The 25,996-nt window shown below is 71.1% G+C and carries 22 protein-coding genes and 2 pseudogenes; 20 read left to right on the forward strand and 4 right to left on the reverse strand.

What is annotated here, in order from left to right:
* Positions 1-42: 42 nt before the first annotated feature.
* Complete coding sequence (locus ACIG36_RS01580; protein WP_399922116.1) at positions 43-1,470, reverse strand: amino acid permease; 1,428 nt, start codon at positions 1,468-1,470, stop codon at positions 43-45.
* A gap of 201 nt (positions 1,471-1,671) precedes the next feature.
* On the opposite strand from ACIG36_RS01580, the gene ACIG36_RS01585 reads away from it, so the two are divergent.
* The 4 genes from ACIG36_RS01585 to ACIG36_RS01600 all read left to right on the forward strand — a co-directional run bounded on the left by ACIG36_RS01585 (position 1,672) and on the right by ACIG36_RS01600 (position 5,187).
* Positions 1,672-2,160: a ribose-5-phosphate isomerase gene (locus ACIG36_RS01585; protein WP_399920126.1), complete on the forward strand. Its 489-nt coding sequence runs from the start codon at positions 1,672-1,674 to the stop codon at positions 2,158-2,160.
* A gap of 96 nt (positions 2,161-2,256) precedes the next feature.
* The gene (locus tag ACIG36_RS01590; RefSeq protein WP_399920129.1) at positions 2,257-3,066 is read left to right on the forward strand and encodes an Fpg/Nei family DNA glycosylase; all 810 of its coding nucleotides are present in this window, start codon (positions 2,257-2,259) and stop codon (positions 3,064-3,066) included.
* Between the two features lie 350 nt (positions 3,067-3,416).
* Positions 3,417-4,553 (forward strand): PP2C family protein-serine/threonine phosphatase, encoded by a 1,137-nt coding sequence (locus tag ACIG36_RS01595; protein ID WP_399920132.1) that lies wholly within the window; start codon positions 3,417-3,419, stop codon positions 4,551-4,553.
* 67 nt (positions 4,554-4,620) lie between these two features.
* Positions 4,621-5,187, forward strand: coding sequence for an NADPH-dependent FMN reductase (locus tag ACIG36_RS01600; RefSeq protein ID WP_399920135.1), 567 nt, complete (start codon positions 4,621-4,623; stop codon positions 5,185-5,187).
* Positions 5,188-5,207: 20 nt separating this feature from the next.
* On the opposite strand, the gene ACIG36_RS01605 is transcribed toward ACIG36_RS01600, so the two are convergent.
* On the reverse strand, positions 5,208-5,819 hold the full coding sequence (locus ACIG36_RS01605; protein WP_399920138.1) for a hypothetical protein: 612 nt from the start codon (positions 5,817-5,819) through the stop codon (positions 5,208-5,210).
* A 393-nt stretch (positions 5,820-6,212) separates the two neighbouring features.
* Between ACIG36_RS01605 and ACIG36_RS01610 the strand changes: the two genes are divergently transcribed.
* Positions 6,213-7,157 carry an alpha/beta hydrolase gene (locus ACIG36_RS01610; protein WP_399920141.1) on the forward strand — a complete coding sequence of 315 codons (945 nt, stop codon included), beginning with the start codon at positions 6,213-6,215 and terminating at the stop codon, positions 7,155-7,157.
* On the opposite strand, the gene ACIG36_RS01615 is transcribed toward ACIG36_RS01610, so the two are convergent.
* A complete protein-coding gene (locus tag ACIG36_RS01615) occupies positions 7,158-7,397 on the reverse strand; it encodes a GntR family transcriptional regulator (RefSeq protein WP_399920144.1) in 240 nt (79 codons plus the stop codon).
* A gap of 333 nt (positions 7,398-7,730) precedes the next feature.
* Here ACIG36_RS01615 and ACIG36_RS01620 point away from each other — a divergent pair, with 333 nt between their 5' ends.
* From ACIG36_RS01620 to ACIG36_RS01670, 11 genes and pseudogenes are all read left to right on the forward strand, one after another.
* The gene (locus tag ACIG36_RS01620; RefSeq protein WP_399920146.1) at positions 7,731-8,147 is read left to right on the forward strand and encodes an ATP-binding protein; all 417 of its coding nucleotides are present in this window, start codon (positions 7,731-7,733) and stop codon (positions 8,145-8,147) included.
* A 244-nt stretch (positions 8,148-8,391) separates the two neighbouring features.
* Entirely contained in the window at positions 8,392-8,724 is a 333-nt protein-coding gene (locus ACIG36_RS01625; RefSeq protein WP_399920148.1) for a hypothetical protein, read from the forward strand.
* An 18-nt stretch (positions 8,725-8,742) separates the two neighbouring features.
* On the forward strand, positions 8,743-9,063 hold the full coding sequence (locus ACIG36_RS01630; RefSeq protein ID WP_399920151.1) for a pore-forming ESAT-6 family protein: 321 nt from the start codon (positions 8,743-8,745) through the stop codon (positions 9,061-9,063).
* Between the two features lie 47 nt (positions 9,064-9,110).
* Positions 9,111-9,545 (forward strand): DUF6507 family protein, encoded by a 435-nt coding sequence (locus ACIG36_RS01635; RefSeq protein WP_399920154.1) that lies wholly within the window; start codon positions 9,111-9,113, stop codon positions 9,543-9,545.
* Positions 9,545-12,985, forward strand: a complete 3,441-nt coding sequence (locus ACIG36_RS01640) for a hypothetical protein (protein WP_399920157.1) — start codon at positions 9,545-9,547, stop codon at positions 12,983-12,985. The genes ACIG36_RS01635 and ACIG36_RS01640 overlap by 1 nt, the downstream gene beginning before the upstream one ends.
* A 13-nt stretch (positions 12,986-12,998) precedes the next feature.
* Positions 12,999-13,856, forward strand: a complete 858-nt coding sequence (locus ACIG36_RS01645) for an immunity 49 family protein (protein WP_399920159.1) — start codon at positions 12,999-13,001, stop codon at positions 13,854-13,856.
* Between the two features lie 112 nt (positions 13,857-13,968).
* Positions 13,969-15,102, forward strand: a complete 1,134-nt coding sequence (locus ACIG36_RS01650; RefSeq protein WP_399920162.1) for an ADP-ribosylglycohydrolase family protein — start codon at positions 13,969-13,971, stop codon at positions 15,100-15,102.
* 115 nt (positions 15,103-15,217) lie between these two features.
* Positions 15,218-15,820, forward strand: coding sequence for a hypothetical protein (locus ACIG36_RS01655; protein ID WP_399920165.1), 603 nt, complete (start codon positions 15,218-15,220; stop codon positions 15,818-15,820).
* 67 nt (positions 15,821-15,887) lie between these two features.
* Positions 15,888-16,679: a hypothetical protein gene (locus ACIG36_RS01660; RefSeq protein WP_399920168.1), complete on the forward strand. Its 792-nt coding sequence runs from the start codon at positions 15,888-15,890 to the stop codon at positions 16,677-16,679.
* A pseudogene (locus ACIG36_RS01665) lies at positions 16,676-17,119 on the forward strand (HD domain-containing protein); the annotation flags it as partial. The gene ACIG36_RS01660 and the pseudogene ACIG36_RS01665, both read left to right, overlap by 4 nt.
* Before the next feature lie 63 nt (positions 17,120-17,182).
* Positions 17,183-17,557: pseudogene (locus tag ACIG36_RS01670) on the forward strand (DUF6508 domain-containing protein); the annotation flags it as partial.
* A gap of 232 nt (positions 17,558-17,789) precedes the next feature.
* On the opposite strand, the gene ACIG36_RS01675 reads toward ACIG36_RS01670, so the two are convergent.
* Positions 17,790-17,984 (reverse strand): hypothetical protein, encoded by a 195-nt coding sequence (locus tag ACIG36_RS01675; protein WP_399920171.1) that lies wholly within the window; start codon positions 17,982-17,984, stop codon positions 17,790-17,792.
* A gap of 62 nt (positions 17,985-18,046) precedes the next feature.
* Here ACIG36_RS01675 and eccD point away from each other — a divergent pair, with 62 nt between their 5' ends.
* From eccD to ACIG36_RS01695, 4 genes are read left to right on the forward strand one after another with little or no spacing between them, the layout of a single operon-like run.
* Positions 18,047-19,399, forward strand: coding sequence for a type VII secretion integral membrane protein EccD (eccD, locus tag ACIG36_RS01680; RefSeq protein WP_399920174.1), 1,353 nt, complete (start codon positions 18,047-18,049; stop codon positions 19,397-19,399).
* Between the two features lie 16 nt (positions 19,400-19,415).
* The gene (locus ACIG36_RS01685) at positions 19,416-20,528 is read left to right on the forward strand and encodes a type VII secretion protein (protein WP_399920177.1); all 1,113 of its coding nucleotides are present in this window, start codon (positions 19,416-19,418) and stop codon (positions 20,526-20,528) included.
* Complete coding sequence (eccCa, locus tag ACIG36_RS01690; protein WP_399920180.1) at positions 20,525-24,523, forward strand: type VII secretion protein EccCa; 3,999 nt, start codon at positions 20,525-20,527, stop codon at positions 24,521-24,523. The genes ACIG36_RS01685 and eccCa overlap by 4 nt, the downstream gene beginning before the upstream one ends.
* 3 nt (positions 24,524-24,526) lie before the next feature.
* Positions 24,527-25,954 (forward strand): DUF6177 family protein, encoded by a 1,428-nt coding sequence (locus ACIG36_RS01695; RefSeq protein ID WP_399920183.1) that lies wholly within the window; start codon positions 24,527-24,529, stop codon positions 25,952-25,954.
* Positions 25,955-25,996 lie beyond the last annotated feature (42 nt).

A 25,996-nucleotide genomic window follows, 5' to 3' on the forward strand; every position in this document is an offset into this window, starting at 1 on the left:
TACGACCCCTTCGGGGTACGACCCCGTTACTGCGTTACTTCGTTACTTCCCGGCGCCGGCGGCCGCGCGGTGGCGGCGGTCGACGACCAGGCCGATGACGAGGACGAGCACGCCCACGAGGGTGGAGAGCAGGACCTGCTGACGGTTGTCGCCGCCGTCGTAGACCATGTAGCCGAGCACGAAGGTGATCATGCCGATGGTGGCCCAGGTCAGGTACGGGAAGAGCCACATCTTCACGAAGTGGCGCTCGGGCATCTCGCGCTTGATGATGCCGCGGAACTTCAGCTGCGTGACGCAGATGACCAGCCACACGAAGAGGGCGATGGCACCGGAGGAGTTCAGCAGGAACTTGAAGACGGTGTCGGGCCACACGTAGTTGAAGATCACCGACAGGAAGCCGAAGACGACCGAGCCGAGGATCGCGGCCATCGGCACACCGCGCTTGTTGACGACGGCGAACGCCTTGGGGGCGTCACCGCGCTGGCCGAGGGAGAAGGCCATGCGGGAGGCGGTGTAGAGGCCGGAGTTCAGGCAGGACAGCACGGCGGTCAGCACGATGACGTTCATGACCTGGCCGGCGTGCGGGATGCCGATCGAGTCCAGGGAGGCGACGTAGCTGCCCTTCTCGATGATCTCCTTGGAGTCCCACGGGAGGAGGGAGACCACGACGAGGATCGAGCCCAGGTAGAAGACGGCGATACGCCAGATGACGCTGTTGGTGGCCTGGCGGACGGCGCGCTGCGGGTCCTCCGACTCGCCGGCGGCGAGGGTGACGATCTCGCTGCCCATGAAGGAGAAGACGACCATCAGCACACCGGTGAGGATCGCGCCGGGGCCGTTGGGCAGGAAGCCGCCGTGCGCGGTGAGGTTGTCCAGACCCGCGCCCGGGTTGTCCGAGCCGGGGAGCAGGCCGAACATCGCGAGCCCGCCGATGACGATGAACGCGGCGATCGCCACGACCTTGATGCCCGCGAACCAGAACTCGAACTCGCCGTACGAGCTGACCGACGCCAGGTTGGTCGCGGTGAGCACGACCATGACGATCAGGGCCCAGGCCCACTGCGGGACGGACGGTATCCAGCCGTTGAGGATGGCGGCACCCGCGGTCGCCTCGACCGCCAGCACCACGACCCAGAAGAACCAGTACAGCCAGCCGATGGTGAAACCGGCCCAGCGGCCGAGCGCCCGGTCCGCGTAGGCGGAGAACGAGCCGGAGGTCGGGTTGGCCGCGGCCATCTCGCCCAGCATGCGCATCACGAAGACGACCATGGCGCCGACGAGTGCGTAGGAGAGGAGGATGCCGGGGCCGGCGGCGGCGATGCCGGAACCGGAACCCACGAAGAGGCCGGCGCCGATCACACCACCAATGGCGATCATGGACAGGTGACGGTTCTTGAGACCGGCCTTGAGACCGTCCCCGCCCGCCTCCGGGGCGTGGCCGGGATCGCCGGTCGTCGACCCCTTCGTCATGGTCGGCGGTGTCGCGCTCATATGCACGTTCCTTCGGGTTGTTCCTTTGGTTCTCGGGTTACGAGCCACCGCATTAGAACTTTTCGAAGGTGACTTTAGGAAGACCTGAATCCATTTCGTTGTGTTCACTCAGCGTTACCGGTCGCGTCACCGGTGCCCCTGCTGACCGGCCGGGGCCCGCGTTCATGCCACACTCGGGGCATGCGCGTGTACCTCGGCTCCGACCATGCCGGCTACGAACTGAAGAACCACCTCGTCGAGTGGCTCAAGGCCCATGGCCACGAGCCCGTCGACTGCGGTCCCCACATCTACGACGCCCAGGACGACTACCCGCCGTTCTGCCTCCGCGCCGCGGAGCGGACCGCCGCCGACGCCGACAGCCTCGGCATCGTCATCGGCGGCTCGGGCAACGGCGAGCAGATCGCCGCGAACAAGGTCAAGGGCGTCCGGGCCGCGCTGGCCTGGAGCGAGCAGACGGCCGCGCTCGGCCGCGAGCACAACAACGCCAACGTGATCAGCATCGGCGGCCGGATGCACACCCAGGAGGAGGCGACGAAGTTCGTCGAGATCTTCCTGGCCACCCCGTACTCGGGTGACGAACGGCACACCCGCCGCATCGAGATGCTGAGCCACTACGAGACGACGGGCGAACTCCCCCCGATCCCGGCCCACCACCCGCAGCAGGACTGAGGGTTTCAGGACGTGCCCGCCGCCACGCGGCGGCGGGCACGCCGGCCACCGGCTCGAGGCCAGAACCGACCCGAACACGTCGGAGGAAAGACCCCCATGCCCGAAGGGCATACGATCCACCGCCTGGCGGCGGACCACACCGAGGCCTTCGCGGGCCGAACGGTGCGGGCGTCCAGCCCGCAGGGCAAGTTCGCCGACAGCGCGGCCCTGGTGGACGGCCAGGTCCTGGAGACGGCCGAGGCCCACGGCAAGCACCTCTTCCTCGGCTTCGCCGGGCTCGGCTGGGTCCACATCCACCTCGGCCTCTTCGGCAAGTACACCTGGGGCGCGGGGCAGGCCCCGCCGCCCACCGCGACGGTGCGCCTGCGCCTGGCGAACGCGGACTCGTACGCGGACCTGCGCGGGCCGACCACCTGCACCCTGATCACGGACACCGAGAAGCAGGCGATACACGACCGCCTGGGCCCGGACCCATTGCGCCCGGAGCACGACGGCGAGCCCGCGTACGCGCGCATCGCGCGCAGCCGCACCACGGTCGCGGCCCTCCTCATGGACCAGAAGATCGTGGCGGGCGTCGGCAACGTCTACCGCGCCGAGGTCCTCTTCCGGCACGGCATCGACCCGTACCGCCAGGGCCGTGAGCTGGCCCGGTCCGAGTGGGACGGAATCTGGTCGGACCTGGTGGCGCTGATGCGCGAGGGCGTCCGCAACAACCGCATCGACACCGTGCGCCCCGAGCACACGCCGGAGGCGATGGGACGTCCGCCCCGGGTGGACGACCACGGTGGTGAGGTGTACGTCTACCGCCGTACCGGGCAGCCCTGCCACATCTGCGGCGGAGAGATCCGCACGGCGGACCTGGCGGCCCGCAACCTCTTCTGGTGCCCCGACTGCCAGAAGAACTGACGAGACCGACAAGAACCGACAACCAGAAGAACTGATAAACGGCCACATGCCCCGGCGTGCGCGGCACTCCGCGCGCGCCCGTGAACACCGACAAGCGCAACCGCACACCATCTGTTGCGTATGAGCCGTAGGTGAACTCTGTTGCGGGCGGCCGACAATGCAACGCCCGCGCCACGCCGCGTCCACGCAGGTCCACGGCCAAAATCGGGCCACGGCAGCCTATTGCCGTTCAAACGAACGAATTTCGCATATGGTTGCTCTCCGGGTGGCCGCCCGGCGCCCTCACGGCAGCCGTGTCGGCGCGGCGTGAATCGACGCACCGCCGAATGGGTGGATAAGGTCCCGATGCAATGACTGGCGGTGCGGAGACCCCGACGGCCCGGATGCGCAAAGCACTGCACCGGGCCCGAACGAGCGTGCGCAAGGCCGGTGTCGACTACTTCCGGGGCGACGGCTCCGACTGGCTCGCCCTGACCGCACTGCTGGCGTCGATCCCGGCCCTCGCCTGGGGCACGATCGCCCAGCCCGAGTGGTGCGCGCCGGCGGCGCTCGTCCTGCCCATCGTCGCCGGCGGACTGCTGCTGCGCCCCGCCAGCCTGCTCGGGCTGTACGCGGCGGCGGCAGCGGCCCTCATCACGGAGTCGGCGGTCCTGGACGGCCACCACCGCGGCACCGACAGGGTCAGCCCCGGCACCATCCTCGTCGTCGCGGCGGTCGGCCTCCTCGGGCTGCTCATCGCACAGTTCCGCAGCCGGGTCGGGGTGCCCTGGCGGCGTGGCGGAACGATGCTCTTCGACCTGCGCGAGCGGATCCGCGTCCAGAGCAAACTGCCCAAACTGCCGCGCGGCTGGCACCGCGAGATGGCCCTGCGCCCGGCCGGCGGCCAGTCCTTCTCGGGCGACTTCGTCGTCGGCGCCCGCACCAACGGCGGCCGCACCCTGGAGGTCGTCCTCACCGACGTCTCCGGCAAGGGCATGGACGCGGCCTCCCGGGCCCTCCTGCTCTCCGGCGCCTTCGGCGGCCTCCTCGGCTCCCTCCCGCCCCACGACTTCCTGCCCGCCGCCAACGGCTACCTCCTGCGCCAGGACTGGGACGAGGGCTTCGCCACCTCCGTCCACCTCGTCCTCGACCTGGACACCGGCGACTACGAACTCCTCTCCGCCGGCCACGTCCCCGGCCTCCACCTCAGCGCGGGCTCCGGCCGCTGGGAGGAGAAATGCGCCGAGGGCCCACTGCTGGGCGTCTACGACGGCGCCGAGTTCGACCCGGTCAAGGGCACGCTGCGCCCCGGCGACGTCCTGATGCTCTTCACGGACGGCCTGGTCGAGACGAACGAACGCGACCTGACGGAAGGCATGGACCGCCTCACCGGCGAGGCCGACCGCTACGTCACATCCGGCTTCCACGGCGCGGCCTGGCACCTGATCGAGGCGGTGGCGAAGGACGTCAACGACGACAGGGCGCTGCTGCTGATCAGCAGGGACTGAGGTCTGAGGGACTGAGACCGAGGGACTGACCGGCAGGGCCGACGCACCGCCGGGATAGGTTGGGCGGATGCCCACCTCACCGCCTGTGATCCTCCTGCTGTCCGGAAGCCTGCGTGCGGGATCGTCCAACGAGGCCGCGCTGCGCACGGCACAGGCCGTGGCCCCGGCAGGGGTACGCACCGTCCTCTACGACGGGCTGCCAAGCCTCCCGCACTTCAACCCCGACGACGACCACGACCCGCTGCCCCGCCCCGTGACGGAGCTCCGAGCGGCCATGGCCGAGGCCACGGCCGTGCTGATCTGCGCCCCTGAGTATGCGGGCACGCTGCCGGGGTCGTTCAAGAACCTGCTCGACTGGACGGTCGGCGGCACCGAGATCTGCGACAAGCCCGTCGCCTGGGTGAACGTCGCGCCCGCCGGCCGCGGCCAGGGCGCGGACGCCACGCTGCGGACGGTGCTCGGCTACACCGGGGCCGGCATCGTCGAGGAGGCGTGCGTGCGGATTCCGCTGGGCCCGGGGGCGGCCGGCGCGGACGGAACCGTCACGGACCCGGGCGCGCGCGAACAACTCGGCAGGGCGATCGGCGACCTGCTGGCCGGGGCGGCCCCTGCGACTGCGACGGGCGGGCTTTAGGGCCGTCCGGGGCCGATGGGTCAAGGTCGTGCACTGCCGGCTTCGCCGGACGACTCCAGGACCTCCTTGAGAGCGGCCAGGCGCTCCTTCCAGAACGCCTTGTACGTCGCCACGGCTTCCGCGTCGGAGAGCTTGGTGTGGGAGAGCGAGATCTGCGTCTTCGCCTCCGACTTGATGACGAGGTACACGGAGACGCGGCTGCTGCCACCGTCCCAGTCGGCGGTCACGGACATCGCGGGCCGGTGGGTACGGACGGCGAAGTCCGCGTCGGGGAGCCATGCCCGTCGCTGTGCGTCGTCCACGAACGCATCGATGACCCGGCCGGCCGCGGCGTTGACGGTCTTGTTGCCACCGGCCTGGTAGTCGCCCGCACACGTCTGGCCCACCTCGCGCAGGCCGCGCTCCTGCTCGTAGCCGACCGTGATCGAATGGGCGTACCACCCGGGGACGTCGTGCGTCTGCGTGAGAAGGCGCGCGATGGCGGAATGTCCGAGTCCGACGGCTTCCGCTTCGTCGAGGACCGTGAACCATTCGGCCCAGCCCCGGCCGGTGTTCTTGCGCAGGGAGTCGTCCGACAGACGCTCGACGATGCGCTGCCCGGCTCGCGAGCCGGAGCTCTTCCCGCTGGTCACACGACGACGGTACCGCCGGAGCGGGAGCGGTGGCGGGTCGGCGACCACCTGCTTAGCGTGTGGTGGGAGACAGCGACACGCGACCACGGCCGGCCAGGCCACCGTCGGGCAGGCCACCGACCATGGAGGAGACGGGATGGCGAAGCCCAGGCGGGGGGAGGAGCGTGGGGAACGGTCGCCGACGGCGCATCAGCCCATGGAGCCGGTGGAGCCCACGGAACCGCTGGAACCGTTTCATCCGCTCGAGCCCGTGGTCCCTGCCGGCCCGCACGAGCCCATGGAGCCCGTCCAGCCCGTCGAACCGGCGGAACCCGTCGAGCCGTCCAAGCCGGTGGAGCCGTACGAGCCGGTGGAGCGGAGGAACGCTCGGATGGGTGCGGGGAAGCACCGGCCATGCCCGTAGACCCGTCTATCGCGGCGCTGCTGAAACAGTTCGGCCTCGACGGGCCGCAGCCCGTCACCCAGCCCTCCGTCGCCGAGATGCGCGCGGCCGACCGGGCGCTCGCGCTCGCCGTCGCGCCCGATCCGCCGATCGAGGTCGGTTCGGTCACCGACGACACGGTCGCCGGGGTGCACGTACGCGTCTACCGCCCCGAGGCCGCCGCCGACAACGGCAGCGGCACGGTACCGATGCCGACGGTCGTGTACTTCCACGGCGGCGGCTTCGTCGTCGGCGACCTCGACACCCACGACGGCGTCTGCCGCAGGCTGTGCCGGGACGTGGGCGCGGTGGTGGTCGGCGTCGGCTACCGGCTGGCCCCGGAGTTCCCCTTCCCGTCCGGGTTCGACGACTGCGTGGCGGTGACGAGCACCGTCGGCGACCACCTCACCGACTACGGCGGTGGCCCGCTCGCCGTGGCGGGAGACAGCGCGGGCGCCAACCTGGCCGCCGTGGTGGCCCTGGCCTTCCGCGACGAAGGACGCCCCCTGGCGGCCCAACTGCTCGCCTACCCGGTCACCGACCTCAGCGGCAAGGGCGGCCACCCGTCGCGCACACGGAACGCCACGGGATACGCGCTGACCACGGCCAGGATCGAACGTGTCACCGAGCTCTACCTTGCCGGCGCACCCGCCGCCGACTTCCCCCCGGCCTCACCCCTCCGCGCCGGCAGCCACACGGGCCTCGCACCGGCCGTCATCGGCTGCGCGGAGTACGACCCGCTGCGCGACGAGGGCCTGGCCTACGCCGACGCCCTCATCGCCGCCGGGGTGCCGGTCAGGAAGCACATGTACCCCGGGCTCATCCACGGGTTCGTCAGCTTCGCCGCCAGGTCGAAGGCGGCGGACGCGGCGGTGGCCGAGATGTTCACGGAGTTCGGCGAACTGCTGGGCGCGTGATCAGCGGGGGAGGTCCTTGGAGACGAACGAGCCCATGCCGGGCTCGGTGTAGATGAGACCTTCGGCGCGCAGGGCGCGGTGCACCTTGTGGGCGGTGACGCTGGCGATGCCGAACTCCTCCGTCAGTTGGAGCACTGACGGCACGCGGGTGCGGGGCTGGTAGGTGCCGTCCTTGATGCGCTGACGGATCACCTCGGCGACCTGGCGCCAGCGCGGAATATCCGGAGCGAATTCGATCACATACGTAAGGTATGCAAGCCATGGCGCACTAGTCGAGACACATAATGGTCATCGCGATGCAGCCTGCTATATCACGCTCTACGCTCACGTGACGTACCGGACCCCGGCGACCGCTGACTCGGCCCCGGGGCATGGCCAACGCTGCTCAAGGAGCGTCGACATGCGAGACCTTATCCGCCGTCTGACCGCATGGGCGAGGGGGCCTCACCAACCCCCCACCCCACAGCCGCAATCCCCGGCATGCCACCACATCGTGCTGACCGCGCACGGCATCAACGTCGTGCCCCGGCACCGCCACGCGCACCCGCACCCGCACAGGCCGGAGGCCGGCCGGTGAAGGGGGAGTGCTACAGCCTGACGGCCCCGGCGGCGCCGACGACGGCTCGCCTGGCCCGCGAGTTCGTGACGGCCGCACTGGTGGCGGCCGACCGCCGGCTGCTGATTGAGCCCGCGAGGATCTGCGTCTCCGACACAGTCGCGAACGTCGTGCGGCACGCGCGCGTGCCGGAGCTCACGGTCGAGCTGACGGCCGGGGCGAACGGTGTGGTCGTAGCAGTCCGCGATGACGATCCGGGGAGACTGCCCTGGCCGCGCAGGCCCGGCGAATTCGGTGAGGGCGGCAGAGGGCTGACGCTCGTACGGCACCTGGCGCACGCGTCGGGTGTGACGTGGGTGTGGGACGGCCTGGAGCTGGTCGGCAAGCAGGTGTGGTTCGAGCTGCGCGGAGGCGGGGCGGCGCTGAGCGCGTAGGGAAGCAGAAGCAGGACGGGCCGCGCCCGGGACGGCATCGTGCCGTCCCGGGCGCGGCCCGTTGTCAGTGGTGCCTGACAGAGTGTCGGTGTCGGTGTCGGCGTGACTTTCACAGGCACGTAATGACTGGCGTGATCCTGTAACAGAGTCCCCGTCAGCGGCGTAAGCGCTTTGTGATCATGTTGATGATGTTGATAGACATGTTCGAAGCTAAGTGACGTATGTGGCGCATGGGGGTGAGCTCGTGAAGTTCGACATGGGAAACACGGCCCTGTCCGGACTGGTTTCGAAGACGCGTGGGTCGAATGAGGACCTGGGCGGTCTGGTTCGGCTGCTGGTTCAGGCCGCACAGCCGCTCGAGGGGAAGTTCAACGGCGCGGGCAAGCAGGCCTTCGACCTCTTCAAGACGCATGCGGACGGGATTGCCAAGGACCTGAACGGTTCGCTGAGCGCGATTCTGGGCGGCCAGTCGGGCATGGACGCGGCGTTCGGTACGGGTGACCAGGAGTCGGCCGACAACGCGCGCCAGCAGATGGCGGCGGCGAACTTCGACGCGGCCCGTTTCTCGGGTCGCTAGGCAAGGGGGAATCTGATCATGGCGGGTACGGGCGCGGGCGCGGACCGGCGGAGCTACGACGGCAGTGCCTCGAGCGAGGTGCAGGGGTCGCTGGCGGGCATCATCGGGCGGATCGAGACGCTGCTGACCGAGCGCGACGCGGCCGTGAAGGCCGCGATGGCCGACTTCAAGGCCGACGGCGTCTCCGACGAGTACCACGGCAAGGAAGTGCGCTGGAACAAGGCCGCCACCGAAGTGCGTCAGATCATCACGCTGCTGCGCTCGACGATGGAGAAGAACGACGGTACGGCGCAGTCCACGCTGGCCAAGGCCAAGTCCGCGGTCGACAACATCGGCTGACGCGCCGCGAGTCCTGCAGTTCTGCGTAGAGGGGGGAGTAGGTCGTCATGTCGGGCAAATGGAACATTGATATCGCCGGTGTGAGCTCGGTCCTGGGTACCGTCGGTGAGGTGGCGGGCAAGCTGCAGGGCGAGTTCACGTCCTACTCCAACGCCATGAAGAACGCGGGGACGCACGCGGGGACCATCGCCAAGGGCGGTAAGGCGCCCGAGGGCGGGGGCGGCCTGGTGGCGGCGGCGCTGGCGGAGTTCGCGAAGAAGACGCAGGACGACCTCAAGTACGTCGCGGTGCGGACGACCAAGTCGCTGACCGGTGCGGCGGAAGCCACGAAGGCGTACGCGACCGGCGACATGGAGATGGCCGCCAATACGCAGAAGTCCTTCTCCCAGGCGCCGACGCCGGAGGAACTGGCCGGCAAGGCCAAGTGGCAGCAACAGCAGGGCCAAGGGCACGGCCAGGGCCAGGGGGAGGCTAAGGCGTAATGCTCGACCCGAGCGAGGTTCCGCAGTTCACGGGAAACCTGGAGGAACTGGACAAGGACGCCGGAACGCTGAAGAAGGGCGCGGGGCACATCCGCGACACCGGCGCGAATATCCACACCAAGTTCCAGGCGCTTTCGGCTCACTACCACGCGCCGGAAGCGGCCACGCTCTTCGCGACGACCCTGCCGGTGCGGGACAAGGCGAAGGATTTCGGGGACGACCTGGAGAAGGTCTCCTCGGCGCTGACCTCCTACGCGAGTGAGGTCAAGCCGCTGGCCGAGAAGCTCAAGAGGCTCAAGACCGAGGCGGAGAACTTCGTCAAGTCCGTCAAGGACGACAAGGACTGGGAGTACGACGAGAAGAAGATCGCCCACCAGAAGCGGATCCGCAGCGACATCGACGAGACGGTCGCGGCGTTCTACGCGGCCGAACGCAACGCCGCGAACAAGATCACCGGACTGGTGAAGGGCGGCACCAAGTGGATAGCCGACGACGGCACCCACAAGAAGGGCATGTACGGCTTCACCGCCGATGACCTCAAGCACGCCAAGGTGCCGTGGGGTCAGCCGGAGGAGGAGAAGCACCACTGGTACGAGGTCGGCCACTGGGTGAAGTCGTTCGTCTGGGACGGCCTGATCATCGACGGCGTCGTCGGCACGGTCAAGGGCCTGGGCACCCTGGTCGGTTTCGACGGCTGGGACGCGATGAAGAACGCGTGGAAGGGCCTGGGCATGCTGGCCGTCGGTGTGACGGTCTACGCCATCCCTGCGACCCGGATGATCCCGGACTCGATGCTGCCCAAGTTCGTGCAGGACTCGAAGAAGGTCGCCCGCGAGGCCGGCAAGGCGATGGTCGCCTGGGACGAGTGGGGCAAGAACCCCGCGCGTGCGGCGGGTGCGGTCACCTTCAACGTCCTGACGACCATCACGGGCGCGGGCAACGTCGCGAAGGCGGGCACGGTCGGCAAGATCGCGAACGTGGCGGGCAAGGCCGGCAAGATCATCGACCCGATGACCTACATAGGCAAGGGCCTGGGCAAGGGCATCGAGGGCGTCAAGGTCACGATCCCGAAGGTCGGCGACCTGATGTCGGGCCTCAAGACCAACCTCGGCGGCCCCCAGGCCGTCCCGGCCGGCCTGAACGTGCCGCACGACGTGCCGTCGGTCAGGGTCGGGGACTCGCACGGCGCGACTCCGGCCACGTTCTCCGACAACTCGGTCCGCTTCCCTGACGGAACGATTCTTCACGAGAACGGCACGATGGTCGCGCCGTCGGGCACCCCGCACACGAACCCCATCCCGGTCGAACTCTCGGCTGCGGACCGCGTGGCCCACCAGCAGATCCCGACGCCGTCGACGGCCACCTCCACTCCGTCGCACGTGGCCGCCCACGCCGACCAGCCGGTCCTCGTCCACGCGGGCGGCGGCAGCAGCGTCGACAACGCCGCCCATGCCGGCGGAAACGGCGGCCTCGCCGACAACGCGGGCGCGCCGCGGACGGGCGGCCACTCCGGAGAAACGTCACTTCCGTCGGCGGGCCGTGGCGGCGACGCCACAGCCGGATCGCACGCCCCGTCCTCCATGCACACGGGCGGCGGTGCGGACAACATGGCGTCGCACGGCGGTGGCCGAGGCGCGGACGGCGCCCACATGGGCGGCGGAAGCGCGGACAACGCGGCAGCGCACACCGGTGGCCGTGGTGTCGACAACGCTGCCCACGCGGGCGGCGGGCACGGGAACAACCCGGCGCCCCACACCGGCGGTGGCGGCCGAGGTGGGGAGTCGTCCCTGCCTCCGGGCGGCCGAGGCGCGGGCAACGTCGCGGCGCACTCCGACAGTGGCCTGCCGGGCCCGACTCCGCACGGGCACGAACCTCAGGTGGCAGCAGCCGGCGCGGGCAAGCCGGACCCGCACGACCCGTCGACCCCGCACTCGTCCGAGCCCCAGGCGGCCGCCGCCGGAGCGGGCAAGCCGGACCCGAGCACGCCCGGCGGCCGCAAGCCCGGCGCGGACGACGTGCCGGCCCCGCGCGATCGCGAGCTGGCGAGCGTCGGCGCGGGCCGGGCCGCCACGGAGACGGCGGCCCGCGTGGGCGAGAACGCGCCGGTCAAGGTCGGCAGCGACGTCCACGCGCCTCAGGGGCAGCCTGCTCACGCCAACAGCGGCGCCGGCGCGGCAGAGACGGCGGGTCGCGCCGGGGACAACACGCCCCGAGCGAGCCACGAGTCCTCGAGTGGGGCGGGTGGCGGCGCAGGCCGCACCCCGTCGGGCCCTGCCCATGACCTGCCGACGAACCCGGCCACCCACGCGGCCGGCCGAGGCGCCGAGGCCGCCACCCACACGGGCGGCCACAGCACCGAGACCGCCGCGCGCGCCGACAGCGGCTCGCACACGCCGACCGGTTCCGGCGGGCATGGCCCGGAGGGACAGCCCGGCTCCCAGGGTGACGAGGCGGCACACCAGGCGGACACCGCGTCGCATCAGACTGACGATGCGACCACCACTCCGCGCACCAGCGGACGTGGTGATGACGCGACCGCGGACGGGCAGCGTCCTGCTGCGGATGGCTCCGACGCCAAGCCGACCCCCAAGCCGTCCACGCCGGAGGCCGTCGCCGACCAGGTGTGGAAGGCCAACAACAACCAGGAGTGGTTCGACAGGTACTACCGGCCGACCGACGGTCACCGCTGGAGCACCACTGCCCGGGACGAAAACGGATACAAGCTCCCCATCCTGCGGAAGGATCCGAATACCGGCCTTTGGTCGAACAAGTTCCCGCCGTCGGAGGACCCGACGTTCAAGTGGGAGCAGGACCGTCCGGGCGATCTGAAGAAGATTCCTCCCGGCCGGCTCGACGACCTCGAGGCGGCGGCCAAGAAGCGTCAGACATCGCTCGACGATCTGAAAAAGGCGGAGGACGACTTCAAGGCTGCCGAAAAGGCCTACGACGCCACTGGCAAGACGGACGACGCTCTGAAGGCAAAGCTTGACGAGGCGGACGCGAAACTGTCCGCCGCGCACAGAGTGAAGACGGATGCCACCGAGATGTTCGGTGAGAATGCGGCCGAATATCACGCCGTACCGGAGCACTATGGCGATGTGAAGCGCATCGACGACAGGGCGCGCGGAAACGACCGCTTCGACCAGATATACGAGACCAAGGACGGCCGTTATGTCGTGGTCGAGGCCAAGTCCGCGCCGGGGACTGAACTCAAGGACCGCTGGGGCGCGGGACCGCACAAGAAGCGTCGCGTCGCGCAGGGAACCCGCGAATATTTCGAAACAATCCTCATCAAAATGGTGGACCGGGGGGAGATCGAGCTCGCCGACAAGCTGAGCGATGCCCTGGACGCAGGCAAGCTAGACTATGTGCTCGTCAAGGGGAATCCCAACGGCGAAAAGTATGCAGGCTACATCATGAACCATTTCGACATCGATTAAGGAAGGGCCTCGAATGGCAGTCACGGTACCGCGCCACAAGTTTCCCGCTGATGATGCGGCGCAACGTGCCGAGCGGCTCGACGCCAGCGTCATGCGCAAGGTCGAGGCCCTGGAGGGGTCGCCGCGCGGATTCAATATGGCGTTCCATTCGTCGCTGCTCGCCGCGAATACGCACCTGGCCGTGAACGCCGACGCCTCCCTGCTCCCGACATGGGAAGCGGTCACCGCCGCGATGCAGATCGGTTCTGCCCTTTTCGCTTCGGCAACCACCACCGAAGAGACGGTGGAATGCCGGATCGCGCACAAGGTGCGCACGATTCCAGCGACCGGCACCACCTACTCCACAGATGCCGGGAACTGGGTCACGGCATTCTTTCTCGCTGTCATCTGCCGTGAGAGGGACCGGGTCACCGAGCTGGCCAAGGTCCCGGTTTCCCTGCTGCGGGATTCCGGCGCGGAGTACGACGAGTACATCTACCCCTGGGTGGAAACGCTCCAGACGTGGCGGCTCGGGGGCGACATCGGCGAGAAGCTCGTCGCCGCGATGGACGGAACGGACCCCGACGTCCTCCAGGTCACCGATCGCGAGACGATGCTGAGGATCATCTACCCTCCGATCAACCTCTTCTACCGCTACATCGCCGGCGACCAAGAGGCCTTCAACGCCGAACTGGCCAAGGCTGTGCAGTGGCACAAGGACTACTGGACCAGCGACGATGAGCGGGCGAGCGAGTCCACCGGGCAGGTCGCCTGGGAGCTGCTGGCCATCACGTGCCTTGCCTACGACGCCGGCTTCCCGATCGAGGTCGAGTCCGACTACCTGCCCAAGCACCTGATCGAGCGCAGCTGGCTCGGCGAGTTCGACACATGACAGCCGGCCGTGAGCCGGAGCCGCCGGCCATCGTGGACCCCTCGGTGGCCGGGCGGCGGCTGACGGCGGAGTGGTACGGCACCTGACCAGGGGCGGCAGGAATGAGGAATCAGTGGTGACAGACGCCCTCCGCGCGCGTATTCGTGGGTGTCTGCTCGGCGGTGCCGTCGGGGACGCCCTCGGGAACCCCGTCGAGTTTCTCTCGCTCTCCGCCATTCGCTCCGCGTACGGGCCCGCCGGCGTCACCGGCATGGTGGCCGATGGTGAGGGTGTGGTCGGGCGGGTCACCGATGACACGCAGATGACGCTCTTCACGGCGGAAGGGCTCGTCCGCGCCGAGGCTCGTGCGCAGGGCAAGGGCATCGGCGGGGCGGAGGTCTCGTGTGTGCGGCACGCCTACCTGCGGTGGCTCGACACTCAGGACCATCCGGCCCCGCCGTCCGCGCGTGACCGGCTCGACGTCGTCCGGTCGGGGTGGCTGCGGCTGCAGCCCTGGCTTTACGCGCGACGCGCGCCCGGCAATGCCTGTCTGTCCGGGCTGAGGCTCGGGCTGGGGCAGGAGCACCGGCCCGACCCCCGCTGGCCCCTCGACGGCACGCCGGGCCCGGTCAACTCGCAGTCCAAGGGCTGCGGGACCGTCATGCGCTCTGCTCCCTTCGGGCTCACCGGCGCGTCCGCGCGCGACGCCTTCGAGCTCGCCGCCTGCTGTGCGCAGATCACGCACGGGCACCCCACCGGCTACTACGCGGCGGGCGCCTTCGCCGCGATCGTTCGTCATCTCCTCAACGGCGACTCGCTCGAGGGCTCCGTCCTGCGGGCCCTGGAACTCCTCGCCCGTTACCCGGGCCATGGCGAGACGACCGCCGCCCTTCGCGCGGCCCTTGCTCTTGCCGCCGATGGCAGCGCGCCCACCCCGGAGAAGCTCGAGACCCTCGGCGGCGGCTGGATCGCCGAGGAGGCCCTCGGCATCGCCGTCTACGCCGCCCTCGTTCACCAGGACTCCGTCGCCGCCGCACTCCTCCTCTCCGTCAACCACTCCGGCGACAGCGACTCCACCGGCTCCCTCTGCGGCAACCTCCTCGGCGCCCTGCACGGCGACTCCGCGCTGCCGTCGTACTGGCTGGCGCAGACCGAAGGACGTGCCGTCGTCGCGGAGATCGCCGACGATCTCGCGTCCATGTTTCACGGACCGGTCCCGGACCACGGTGAATCGCTCTTTCCGCGTGAACGCTATCCGCACAACTGACGCCGACGACTCGGTGCGCGTTGCACGCGTAATTCAACGTTGATAGACATGGCGCGTCGGTGCGGGCCCAAAGCCGCACCGATTCCGGTTTATTTGATTGATTCGGGGGACATTCGTGGCGACTCCGCCGCAACCGCAGCCTCAGCCGTTCCCGGCACAGGTACCGCCTCAGCACTTTCCGCCGCAGCAGCCCGGCTTCCAGCAGCAGCCCGGCAATGCGGCCCAGCCCGGCTTCCCCCAGCAGCCCGGCTTTCCGGCTCAGCAGGGCTTCCAGCCGCAGCCCGGATTCCCGGCCGCCCAGCCCGGATTCCCGGCGCCTCACCCCGCGCATGCGTACTGCCGAATCTGCGGCGGATTCCCCGCCGCCCAGGTGACCGTCCGCGGCCATCAGGGCATTTTGATCATGATGCGGTTCCTCACCCTGAATGGTCCGTTCTGCCGCACCTGCGGCACCGCCGTGCGGCGTGAAATGACCGGCAAAACGCTGGTGCAGGGCTGGTGGAGCCCCATCTCGCTCGTCATCCTGACGCCGTTCACCCTGCTCTGGAACGTATTCGTCAGGTTCAAGCTGAACCAGCTCCAGCCCCCGGTCCCCGGCCAGCCCGGCACGCAGCTCGATCCCGGGCTGCCGCTGTTCAAGCGTCCCGTCGCGCTGGGGCTGTTGATACCCGTGCTCTGGGTCGCGTTCATGGCCTTCCAGGCCGCACGCGGATCGTAGGAACGCAGGGTCACAGGCGGGGGGGCATAGCGACGAGCGACGAGGACAAGAGAGGTGCCGGTACTCCATGGGCGGCCTTGACGCATTGCTGTACGTCGACTTCGACGGCAACCCCGCCGACGACATCGACGACGTCATCTACGGCGCCGTCGAGGACCCCCGCCACCTCCAACGCGTCCCTGGATTCACGGCGTTGATGAACGACGTCACTGCCCCCGAGCTGGAGCGATTCGTCGCCTGCATGGTGCTGACCGCGTGGGGAGAACGGGCCGGCTACGAAGCCGTGCTGCGGGCCGCCGCCGACCCCAGGAACGAGCGGAACACGCCCTGGTACGACTTCAGTGTCGACCGCAAGTTCTCCGTGGACAGCACCTTCGCGCAACTGGCCTGGGCCGTCGGCCTCGGCGGCGACCTGGCCGAGGAGAAGGGGACCACCGGCCTGCGCATCGAGGCGCTGCGCGCCCTGGTGCGCATCGCGGACAGCGAGTACTTCGACGAGAAACTTGAACCGGAGCTGGACGAGGCCGCGCTCGCCGTCATGCTCGACGACGTCGAGGAGACCATTCGGCGCGGGGTGCGGTCCCTGGTGGCCGGTGATCAGGTCCGGTTCGACCGGCCTACACAGCTCGTCGACCTCGCCTGCGCCGTGGCCCTCGTCGACGCGCCCCTGGCGGTCGACCTCGCCATGGAGGTGATCGCGGTCGCCTCCTACCATCGGGTGCTGAACCACGCCATGGCCATCGTCGACCGCGCGGACGGACCGGACAAGCGCCGGTTCGCCGAGTATGTGCTGACGGTCGGCGACGCGGACATCCGCGCGCGGGTAGCCGAGGCACTGGAACAAGGGGACCGCCCATGACCACACCCATGACCCTCGCCGAGGTCGAGGCCCTCGCCCGCCGTGCGCACGCCGCGCAGACCGACAAGGCCGGCCGCCCTTACGCCGAGCACCTGGCCGCCGTCGCCGATGGCGTGCGCGAGCGCGGCGGGAGCCAGGCGCAGATCGCCGCCGCCTGGCTGCACGATGCCGTCGAGGACGGTGCCGTGACCGCCGAGTGGCTGGCCGCGGCCCCGCTGCCCCAGGCCGCCAAGGACATCGTCCTGGCCGTCACCAAGCGGCCCGGCGAAGCCCTCGAGGACTACGCCGCCCGCATCCTCGTCACCCCCGGCGCACTCCTGGTCAAGGCCGCTGACCTCGCCCACAACGCCGACCCCGACCGCCTTGGCGCCCTCGACGACGCGGCCACCCGCGAGCGGCTGCGCGAGAAGTACGCGCGCGTGCGCGCTCTGCTCGGGCTGAACGACCCCGACGACTGGCTGCTCCTGGCCCAGCTCCACCGCGACGACGCGCGCGCCTGGCGGACCCTGCGCGAGGCGGCGGCCGCGCTCACCGACGAGGACCGCGACGTGCGCTGGAGCGAGGGCGGGCAGCGGCCCGACGGCGCCTACCAGCTGCGGTACCCGCTCTACAGCGAGCGTCTGCTGCGCGTGGTCGGCGCGCTCTCCGGCGTCGGTGCCGTGACGCCGAAGTACCGGTGGATGGACCACCCGATGCCGAAACTCGCGCCGGACGGAACGTTCGCCGGGGGCGCCGCCGAGGCCGTCCGCGCGGCCACCGCGATCGTGCGCGGTGAGCGGTTCTGCGACGGCAGGATCGGGACCGCCGTGCGGGACGGGCTGCTGGACGCCGTGCCGGCCACCCTGCTGGCCTGGTACGACGAAAACGGGGAAAGATGACGAAGGATTACGACAGCCAGCTACTGGAGTCGGTGACGGTACGGCGCCGGCGAATGCGGGACGCACTGCTCCACGGCGCCCAGCGGGCCCGCCGCAGTGCGGACGAAAAGCTCGGCAAGGTATTCGCCGGAATTGCCGTCGCGGCAGTGCTGTGTGCCGGTTGTGTGGGGTGGTCGTTCATTCAGCACACTCTGGCCAAGCAGAAAGAGCAGCAGAAACAGCAACAGCAGCGCTATGCGCCGGTTGCTACGCCGTCGCTCTCCTCACCGTCGGTTTCCTCGTCTCCGCCGGCCCCTTCACCCCCGGCGGTGTCCTCGTCGCCGCCGGCGCCGGCTTCCGAGCCGGAGCCCTCGACTTCGCCGCGGCCGCGCACCCGGCCGTCCCACAGCGCATCGGCAAAACCGAAGCAGACGCGCAAACCGACCACCGGATCAACCCCCAAACCGACCCACAAAGTGACGGAGTCGCCCCGATGATAGGTTCTGGCGCGTGGTGAACGTGGGGGCAAAGCAGCGCACGGAATTGAGCAGGATCACTCTCGTCGGAGAACGACGAAGAGTCGATCTTGTTTTGCCCGCCGACGAGCAAATCGGCCGGCTTCTCCCGGACGTTCTGCGGCTGCTGGACGACGACCACAGTGGCGGCCGTCCCATGGCCCGTCATCTGATGACCGCTGAAGGAACGGTTCTTCCGCAGGACGGCACCCTCGCGGACGCCGCCGTGCCCGACGGCGCGGTGCTGCGGCTCGTCCGCGTCGACGACGCTCCCTCCGCTCCCGTCGTGCACGACGTCACCGACGAGGTCGCCGAGGACCTGGACGTACGCGCCTGGCGCTGGCGCCCCGAGGCGCGGCGCTGGACCGCGGGCGCGACCACGGTGGCGCTGGCCGTCACCGCCGCCCTGCTCGCCCGCGCCAGCCTCGGCCCGGCGGCCGTGGCTGTGGGCACGGCCGTCGCGGCCGTCCTCGTGGCAGCCGCCGGGGCCGTCACCGCCAAGGCCGGCGGCCGCGCACTCGGGATCACCCTGATGCTGACCGGCGGCGCGCTGGGCCTGGCCGCCGCCTGGGCCGCGGCCGACGCGCACGCCTGGTCCGGGCCCGCCCGGCTCGCGGGCGTGGCCGCCGCGCTGACCGTCACCCTGGCGCTGCTCGGGCTGTTCTCGCCCGTCGGGCGCGGCGGCCTGACCGGCGCCGGCGCGATCGCGGCGACCGCCGCCGTCTGGGAGGTCGTCTGCCTGTTCCAGGACGATCCGGCCCGGGTCGGTGCCGTGCTCGCCGTCGTCTCCGTCATCGTGCTCGGCCTGCTGCCGCGCCTGGCGCTGATGGCCGCCGGGCTGACCGCGCTCGACGACCGCCGCTCCGGCGGTGCCTCCGTCAGCCGCCACCAGGTCGAGACCGCCCTGGCCGCCACCCACCGGGGCCTGGCGCTGGCCACCGTCGTCGTTGCCGCGTCCGCCGCGGCGGGCGGCCTGCTGGCCCTGACCGCGCCCACCGGCTGGACCGTCGGGCTCGCCTGCGGCCTCGCCGTCGTCCTGCTCTCCCGCTCCCGGGCGTTCCCGCTGGTGGCCGAGGTCGTGGCGCTCCTCGTGAGCGCCCTCGTGCTGCTGGTGCGCCTGGCGATGCTGTGGATCGACCACACCGCCGGCACCCCGTACGGGCCGCTGGCGGCGCTGTGCACGGCGGCCCTCGTACCGCTGGGCGTGCTGGCCGTGCGGCCGCCCGAGCACGTACGCGTCCGGCTGCGCCGGGCCGTGGACCTCGTCGAGACCCTTGGAGTGATCGCGCTCTTCCCGCTCGCCGTCGGGGTCTTCGGCGTGTACGTACGCCTCCTCCACCAGTTCTGAGTTGCGGGAGAGACGCATGTCCCAGGACGACTGGCAGGGCGACGTCCTGCGCAATCTGCGCAATCTGACGGACGACATCAAGGAGCTGGACAAGCTCGGGGAGGTGGCCGCGAGGCGCGAGGCCGAGGCCTCCGCCCCCGTGCCCCCGGCGCCCGCACCGGCACCGGCACCCGAGCCCGCCGCCCCACGGCCGCTGCCCAGCCCCCTCACCACCGAGATCCCGCTCCCCGAGGAGCTGATCAAGGGCAAGCCGCTCAGCGGCGACTCCGCCGTCAAGCGGACCTCCCGCTCGCTGCGCCGGCTCGTCGGCTCCTCGGCCACCCGCGATGTGGACGAGGCGACGCGCGTCGCCCAGGCGCTGCAGCAGCCGCTCACCACGGGCCGTCAGATCGCCGTGACCAGCATCCGCGGCGGCGCGGGCAAGACCACCGTCGCCGCCCTCCTCGGCCGCACCTACGCGCACTACCGTCAGGATCCGGTGCTCACCCTCGAGGCCGACGCCGCCCTGGGCACCCTCCCGGCCCGGCTCGGCGCCACCAGGGTGAAGTGGACGGCCGCCGACCTGGCCCGGATCATCGACCCGTCGATGCGGATCACCGACGTCATCGGCTACCTCGTCCAGCTCCCGGACCGCGGCTGGCTGCTGCCCGGCAGCCAGGGCCGCGTCGGCAGCCGGCTGGAACTGTCCGAGTACCGCTCGGTGATGGTCGCCCTGCGTCGCTACTTCGGCATCACCGTCGTCGACTGCGAGACGCTGCCCAGCGAGCTGTCCCGCACCGCCCTGTGGGCCGCCCAGGCCCGGGTGCTCGTCGCCCCCGCCACCGTCGAGGGCGTCATCAGCACCCGCGCGGTGCTGGACTGGATGGCCTCGCTCGGCAGACCCACGATGCTCGAGGGAACCGTGGTGATCGTCGCCGCGTCGTCCCCCCATATGACGCTCGACGTGAACGCGGCGAGCGAGCACCTCGGGCTCGACGGCGTGAAGGTGCTGATGCTTCCCTACGACCGGCACCTGGCCGCCGGCGGTCCCATCCGCGACGAACTCCTGGGCCAGGGCACCCGCGAGGCCGTCACCGAACTCGCAGCCGAGGTCCTGACCCGAGCCATGAGCAGGCGACGCACCCGATGACCACCCGCATAGTCCACCGCCCCGCGCGCACCACCCGGCCCCTGGCGACCCCGGAGGCCCGCACCATCGAGCCGCCGCCGAACCTGCCCGAGGGCAAGACGGGCGGCGCCCTGCACTCCCTGATGCCCATCGCGGGCGTCATGAGCTCCGTCGTGATGATGACGGTCATCCGCAACAGCCAGTTCGCCGCCCTCGGCGCGATCGTGCTGGTGGTCACCGTCATCGGATCCGTCGCCATGCTCCTGTCGCAGCGCGGCAAGGCCCAGCGCACCCGTCGCCAGCAGCGCGAGCGCTACCTGGACTACCTCGAGGAGCTGCGCGACGAACTGGCCGCCGAGGAGCGCGAACGCCGCGCCGCGGCCCGCGTGCTCGACCCGCCGCCCGAGGCGCTGTACGACATCGTGCGCGACCCCGCCCGGCTGTGGGAGCGCCGTCGCCTGGACGCCGACTTCCTGCGGGTGCGGGTGGGCACCGGCGAGATGCCCGTACGGCCCGTCACCGTCGGCAGGCCCGGCGGCAGCAGCGTCCTCACGCCGCCCGACCAGTTCATGCTCAATGAGGCCGGGGCGCTGAAGAATCGATTCTCCACCGCTGTCGACCTCCCCCTGACCGTGCCCCTGGACCGCGTCGGCAACGTCAGCGTCGTCGGCGACCGCGAAGGCGTCCTGCGCGTCGCCCGCGCCCTGCTCACCCAGGCCGCCGTCGCCCACGCCCCCGACGACCTCGGCCTCGCTCTCGCCTGCCCCGGCGAGCGGATGGCCGACTGGGCCTGGCTCAAGTGGCTCCCCCACACCCTCGACCCCGAGGAGCACGACGGGCCCGTCAGCGCCCGCCGCATCGCCCCCTCCACACCCCAGCTCGCCCGGCTCATCCACCGCGACCTGCGCGCCCGCGCCTCCTACGCCGCCGAGGTCCGGCGCGGCCTGGCCGGCCGGGACGCCCTCGACATGGCCGGCCGACTGCTCGTCGTCAGCGACGAGTACGGCACCGACGCCCGCGACCTGCCGCGCCCCGACGACGCCGTCACGCTGCCGGACATGGGCGTCACCGTGCTGCACCTGGTGGCCGAGCGCGTACAGGAACCCGGCCAGGTCTCCCTGCGCATCACCGTCGACGGCGACCGCGTCCACATGGAGGACCTGCGCCCCGCCCAGCCGCTGACCGCCCACGGCACCGCCGACGCGGCCACCGCCGCCGGCGCCGAGGGCATCGCCCGGCTGCTGGCACCCCTGCGGCTGTCCGCCGAATCCCTCGTCGACGCGCCCCTGTCGGGCCCCGTCGACTTCATGGAACTCCTCGGCATCGACGACCCGGCCGCCCTCGACACCGGCCGGCTCTGGCAGCCCCGCGGCGAACGCGCCTTCCTGCGCGTCCCCATCGGCGTCAGCGACAGCCGCGAACCCGTCCTGCTCGACCTGAAAGAGTCCTCCGAACTCGGCATGGGCCCCCACGGCCTGTGCGTCGGCGCCACCGGCTCCGGCAAGAGCGAACTCCTGCGCACCCTCGTCCTCGCCCTGGTGGCCACCCACCCACCCGAGGATCTGGCCATGGTCCTCGTCGACTACAAGGGCGGCGCCACCTTCGCGCCCTTCGCCGACCTGCCGCACGTCGCCGGCGTCATCACCAACCTCGAGAACCAGGCCGGCCTCGTCGAGCGCGTGCACTCCTCCCTCGCCGGCGAGGTCCAGCGCCGCCAGCAGGTCCTCAAGGACGCCGGCAACGTCGCCGACATCGGCCACTACGCCGCGCTGCGCGAGACCCGCCCCGACCTCGACCCGCTGCCCCACCTCTTCGTCGTCATCGACGAGTTCGGTGAACTGCTCACCGCCAAACCCGACTTCATCGACCTGTTCCTGTCCATCGGCCGCATCGGCCGCTCCATCGGCGTCCACCTGCTGCTCTCCAGCCAGCGCATCGAGGGCGGCAAGCTCAGGGGCCTGGACACCTACCTGTCCTACCGGCTCGGCCTGCGCACCTTCTCCGCCGACGAGTCCCGCACCGTCCTCGACACCGCCGACGCCTTCAACCTGCCGCCCATCCCCGGCTTCGGCTACCTCAAGGTCGACGTCAGCGCCTACGAGCGGTTCAAGGCCGGCTTCGTCTCCGGCCCCTACCGCGGACCCACCCGGCGCGACACCGAGGACGCGGGCCTCACCGTCCTGTCCTACCCCGACTTCAACACCCTCGGCGAACCCGAGGACGGGCCGGCTTCCGGCGCCGAGGAACCGGCCATGCGCCACCGCAACCCCGGCCCCACCGTCATGTCCGTCGTCGTCGACCAGCTCCGTGAGGCGGCCGCCCCCACCCGCGCCATCTGGCTGCCGCCCCTGCCCCGGGCCATCGCACTGGACACCGCCGCCGGCCCCCTGCAGGCCGGCGCCCGCGGCATGCAGCTCTCGGCGCGTCCCGGCCCGCTCAAGGTGCCACTCGGCATCCTCGACGACCCCGCCAAGCAGTGGCAGGGCCAGTGGATCCTCGACCTCACCACCGCCGGCGGCCACGCAGCCCTCATCGGCGGCCCCCAGTCCGGCAAGACCACCCTGCTGCGTACCCTGGCGCTGTCCCTCGCGCTCACCCACACCCCGCGCGAGGTCGGCATCTACGGCCTCGACCTGGTCGGCGGCGGCCTCGCCGCCCTGAGCGGACTGCCGCACGTCGGCGGCATCGCCGGCCGCGCCGACCGCGAGCGTGCCGCCCGTACCGTCGAGGAAGTGCGCGGCATGCTCGCCGAACGCGAGGAACTCTTCCGCGAGCACGGCATCGACTCCGTCGAGCGGCTGCGCGAACTGCGCGCCGACGGACGGCTGCCGGAACTCGCCTCCACCGAGATCGTCCTGGTCATCGACGGCTTCGGCGCCCTGCGCGACGACTTCGCCGAGATCGAGGACGCCGTCACCGATCTCCTCAAGCGCGGCGGCGGCTACGGCATCCATGTCGTGGCGTCCATGCTCCGCTGGAACGACGTCCGCATCGCCACCCAGGCCACCTTCGGCACCCGCGTCGAACTGCGCCTGAACGACGCCGGCGACAGCAGCATCGACCGCAAGCTCGCCGAGACCCTCGGCGCGGACGAGCCCGGCCGCGTCCTGACCGACGGCAAGCTCTTCGCGCAGACCGCGCTGCCCCGCATCGACTCCCTCGCCGCCACCTCCGAGCTGGGCCCCGCCGTCGAACAGGCCGTCACCGTCATCGCCTCGGCCTGGTCCGGCGAGGGCGCCCAGCGGGTGCGCGTCCTGCCCGCCCGCATCCCGGCCGCCTCGCTGCCCTCGACGACCACCGAGCCCAACCGGGTGCCGATCGCACTGGACCAGACGGCCCTCGCCCCCGTCCTGCTGGACCTGTTCCAGCGCGACCAGCACCTGATGATCCTCGGCGACAGCGAGTGCGGGAAGACCAACCTGCTGCGCCTGGTCGCCCAGGGCCTGATGGAGCGCTACTCCGACGACGAGCTCGTCTTCGCCGTCATGGACCCGCGCCGCGGCCTGCGCACGCTGGTGCCCGAGGAGTACCGCGGCGGCTACGCCCACAACTCCCGGCTCTGCGGCGCCCTGGCCACCGGCATCGCCACCGAGCTCGAGAAGCGCATGCCGGACGACACCCAGGACGCCCTGGCGTCCGGCACCTGGTACTCCGGTCCGCGCATCGTCATCCTCATCGACGACTACGACATCCTCACCACCGCCGGCCAGCAACCGCTCGCGCCCTTCCTGCCGTTCATCCCCTCCGCACAGGACATCGGCCTGCACTTCGTGGTCACCCGCCGCGTGGCCGGCGCCTCACGGGCGCTGTACGAGCCGTTCCTGATGACGCTCCGGGAGAGCGGCACCACCGCCGTCGTCATGACCGGCGACCGGCAGGAGGGCCAGCTCTTCCCCGGCGTCTACGCCGCGTACCAGCCCCCCGGCCGGGGCACGCTCGTACGCCGCGGCGAGCCGGTCCGGCTGATCCAGACGGCGCTGGCGGCCGACGACGACACCGACACCACGGGGGCGTAACCCATGACCAAGGACGTGATCGCGCTCACCGAGCGCATGCCGGACGCCTGGAGCGTCCTGGCCGGACTGCTCGCCGGCGGCCCGGACCTGCGGATCCACACCACCGCCGACGACGCCGTGGTCCAGCTCTGCGGCGAAGAGGGCCGGCCGCTGGTCTCCATCGAGGCCCCCTTGCTGCTGCGCGTCCCCGGTGAGGCCGCCCGCCTGCTCGGCGTCGACGAGCGGGAACTCGGCGACGGCCCCCTGTGGTGGATCGAGGCCCGCGCCTCCACGGCCGTACCGCAGGCCGAGCCCCTGGCCGGCGTGTTCGCCGCGCGTCTGGCCCACCTGCTCGGCGGCCGCGTCTGGCCGCCCGGAGCCCCCGGCACGGACGACGCGGGCACGCCCGTCGACACCTCGGGCATCACCGCCGTCCCCGGGCCCGCCGCCGCCCAGCCGGCCGTCGACGTGCTCACCGACCGGACGGCCGTCGTCCTGCAGGATCGTCCGGTCATCGCCATGACCACATGGCTCTCCGAGGCCCTGCGGGCCGCCACCGCCAGCGACCGGGGCCTGCAGATCGTCACCCCCGGCCACTGCCGACTCTCTCTGGCCACGCGCGCGTTGCTGACCGCACCGCCCTCGCGGTGGGTCGTGCAGGACGAGCGCATCGGCTACTACGACGGGCTGTCCGGCGCGGTGCTGCGCTGGCAGGACGGCGCCTTCGCCCCGGCCCGTGACGAGAACGGCGAGACGCCCGTCGCCCCCGCCTTCGGTGAGGTCGGCCCCACCGACGAGCGCCAGCTCCTGCTGTCCTTCCGCACCCGCCACCAGCCCGACGACGAGCTCGTCCTCGGCGGCGCCCTGGAGACCGCCTGGCAGGCCCTGACCGGCGGGCCGCCCGCCGGCTGGGGCACCGCCGAGCCCGCGAACCTGCCCTGGTCCCGCCGGCAGCTGACCCGACTGGCCCACGAGCGCGCCCCCCAGCCCACCTGGACGGTGGCCGTCGGCACCCCCGAGCGCCCCGCCCACGCGACCCTGCGCGTGGTGCGCACGGCCGAGGGTGTCGAGGAGGACGTCACCCTCGCGGTGGGCTACGGCCCCGGCGAGGCGCCGCCGCTCGAGGAGCTGCGGAAGCTGGCCGAGGTGCTGGTGACCGGGCACGGCGTGGAGTCCATGCTGTGCCAGCTGCGCGAGGCGCGGCGCGACCTGAGCGTCCCGCCCCGCTTCGAGCGGCCGCCGGTGCCGTTCGCGTTCGTCCTGGGCCCGGGGGAGGTCCGCACGGTGGGCCGCGACCACGCGAGCCGCACCCCGCTGGAGGAGCCCCCGGTGCGGCTCGGCCCGAGCACCCGGCCGGGCTTCTACTACCCGCTGGGCGACGGCTCCTCCGCTGCGGGCTGGACGGCCTTCGAGCAGCTGGTGCGCTACCTGCGGACGTCCGAGGAGAGCTGAGAAGACGGGAGGAGGCCCCGGCGTCGTCCGACGCCGGGGCCT

It is taken from the genome of Streptomyces sp. NPDC053048, assembly GCF_044547045.1.
Classification (GTDB): Bacteria; Actinomycetota; Actinomycetes; order Streptomycetales; family Streptomycetaceae; genus Streptomyces.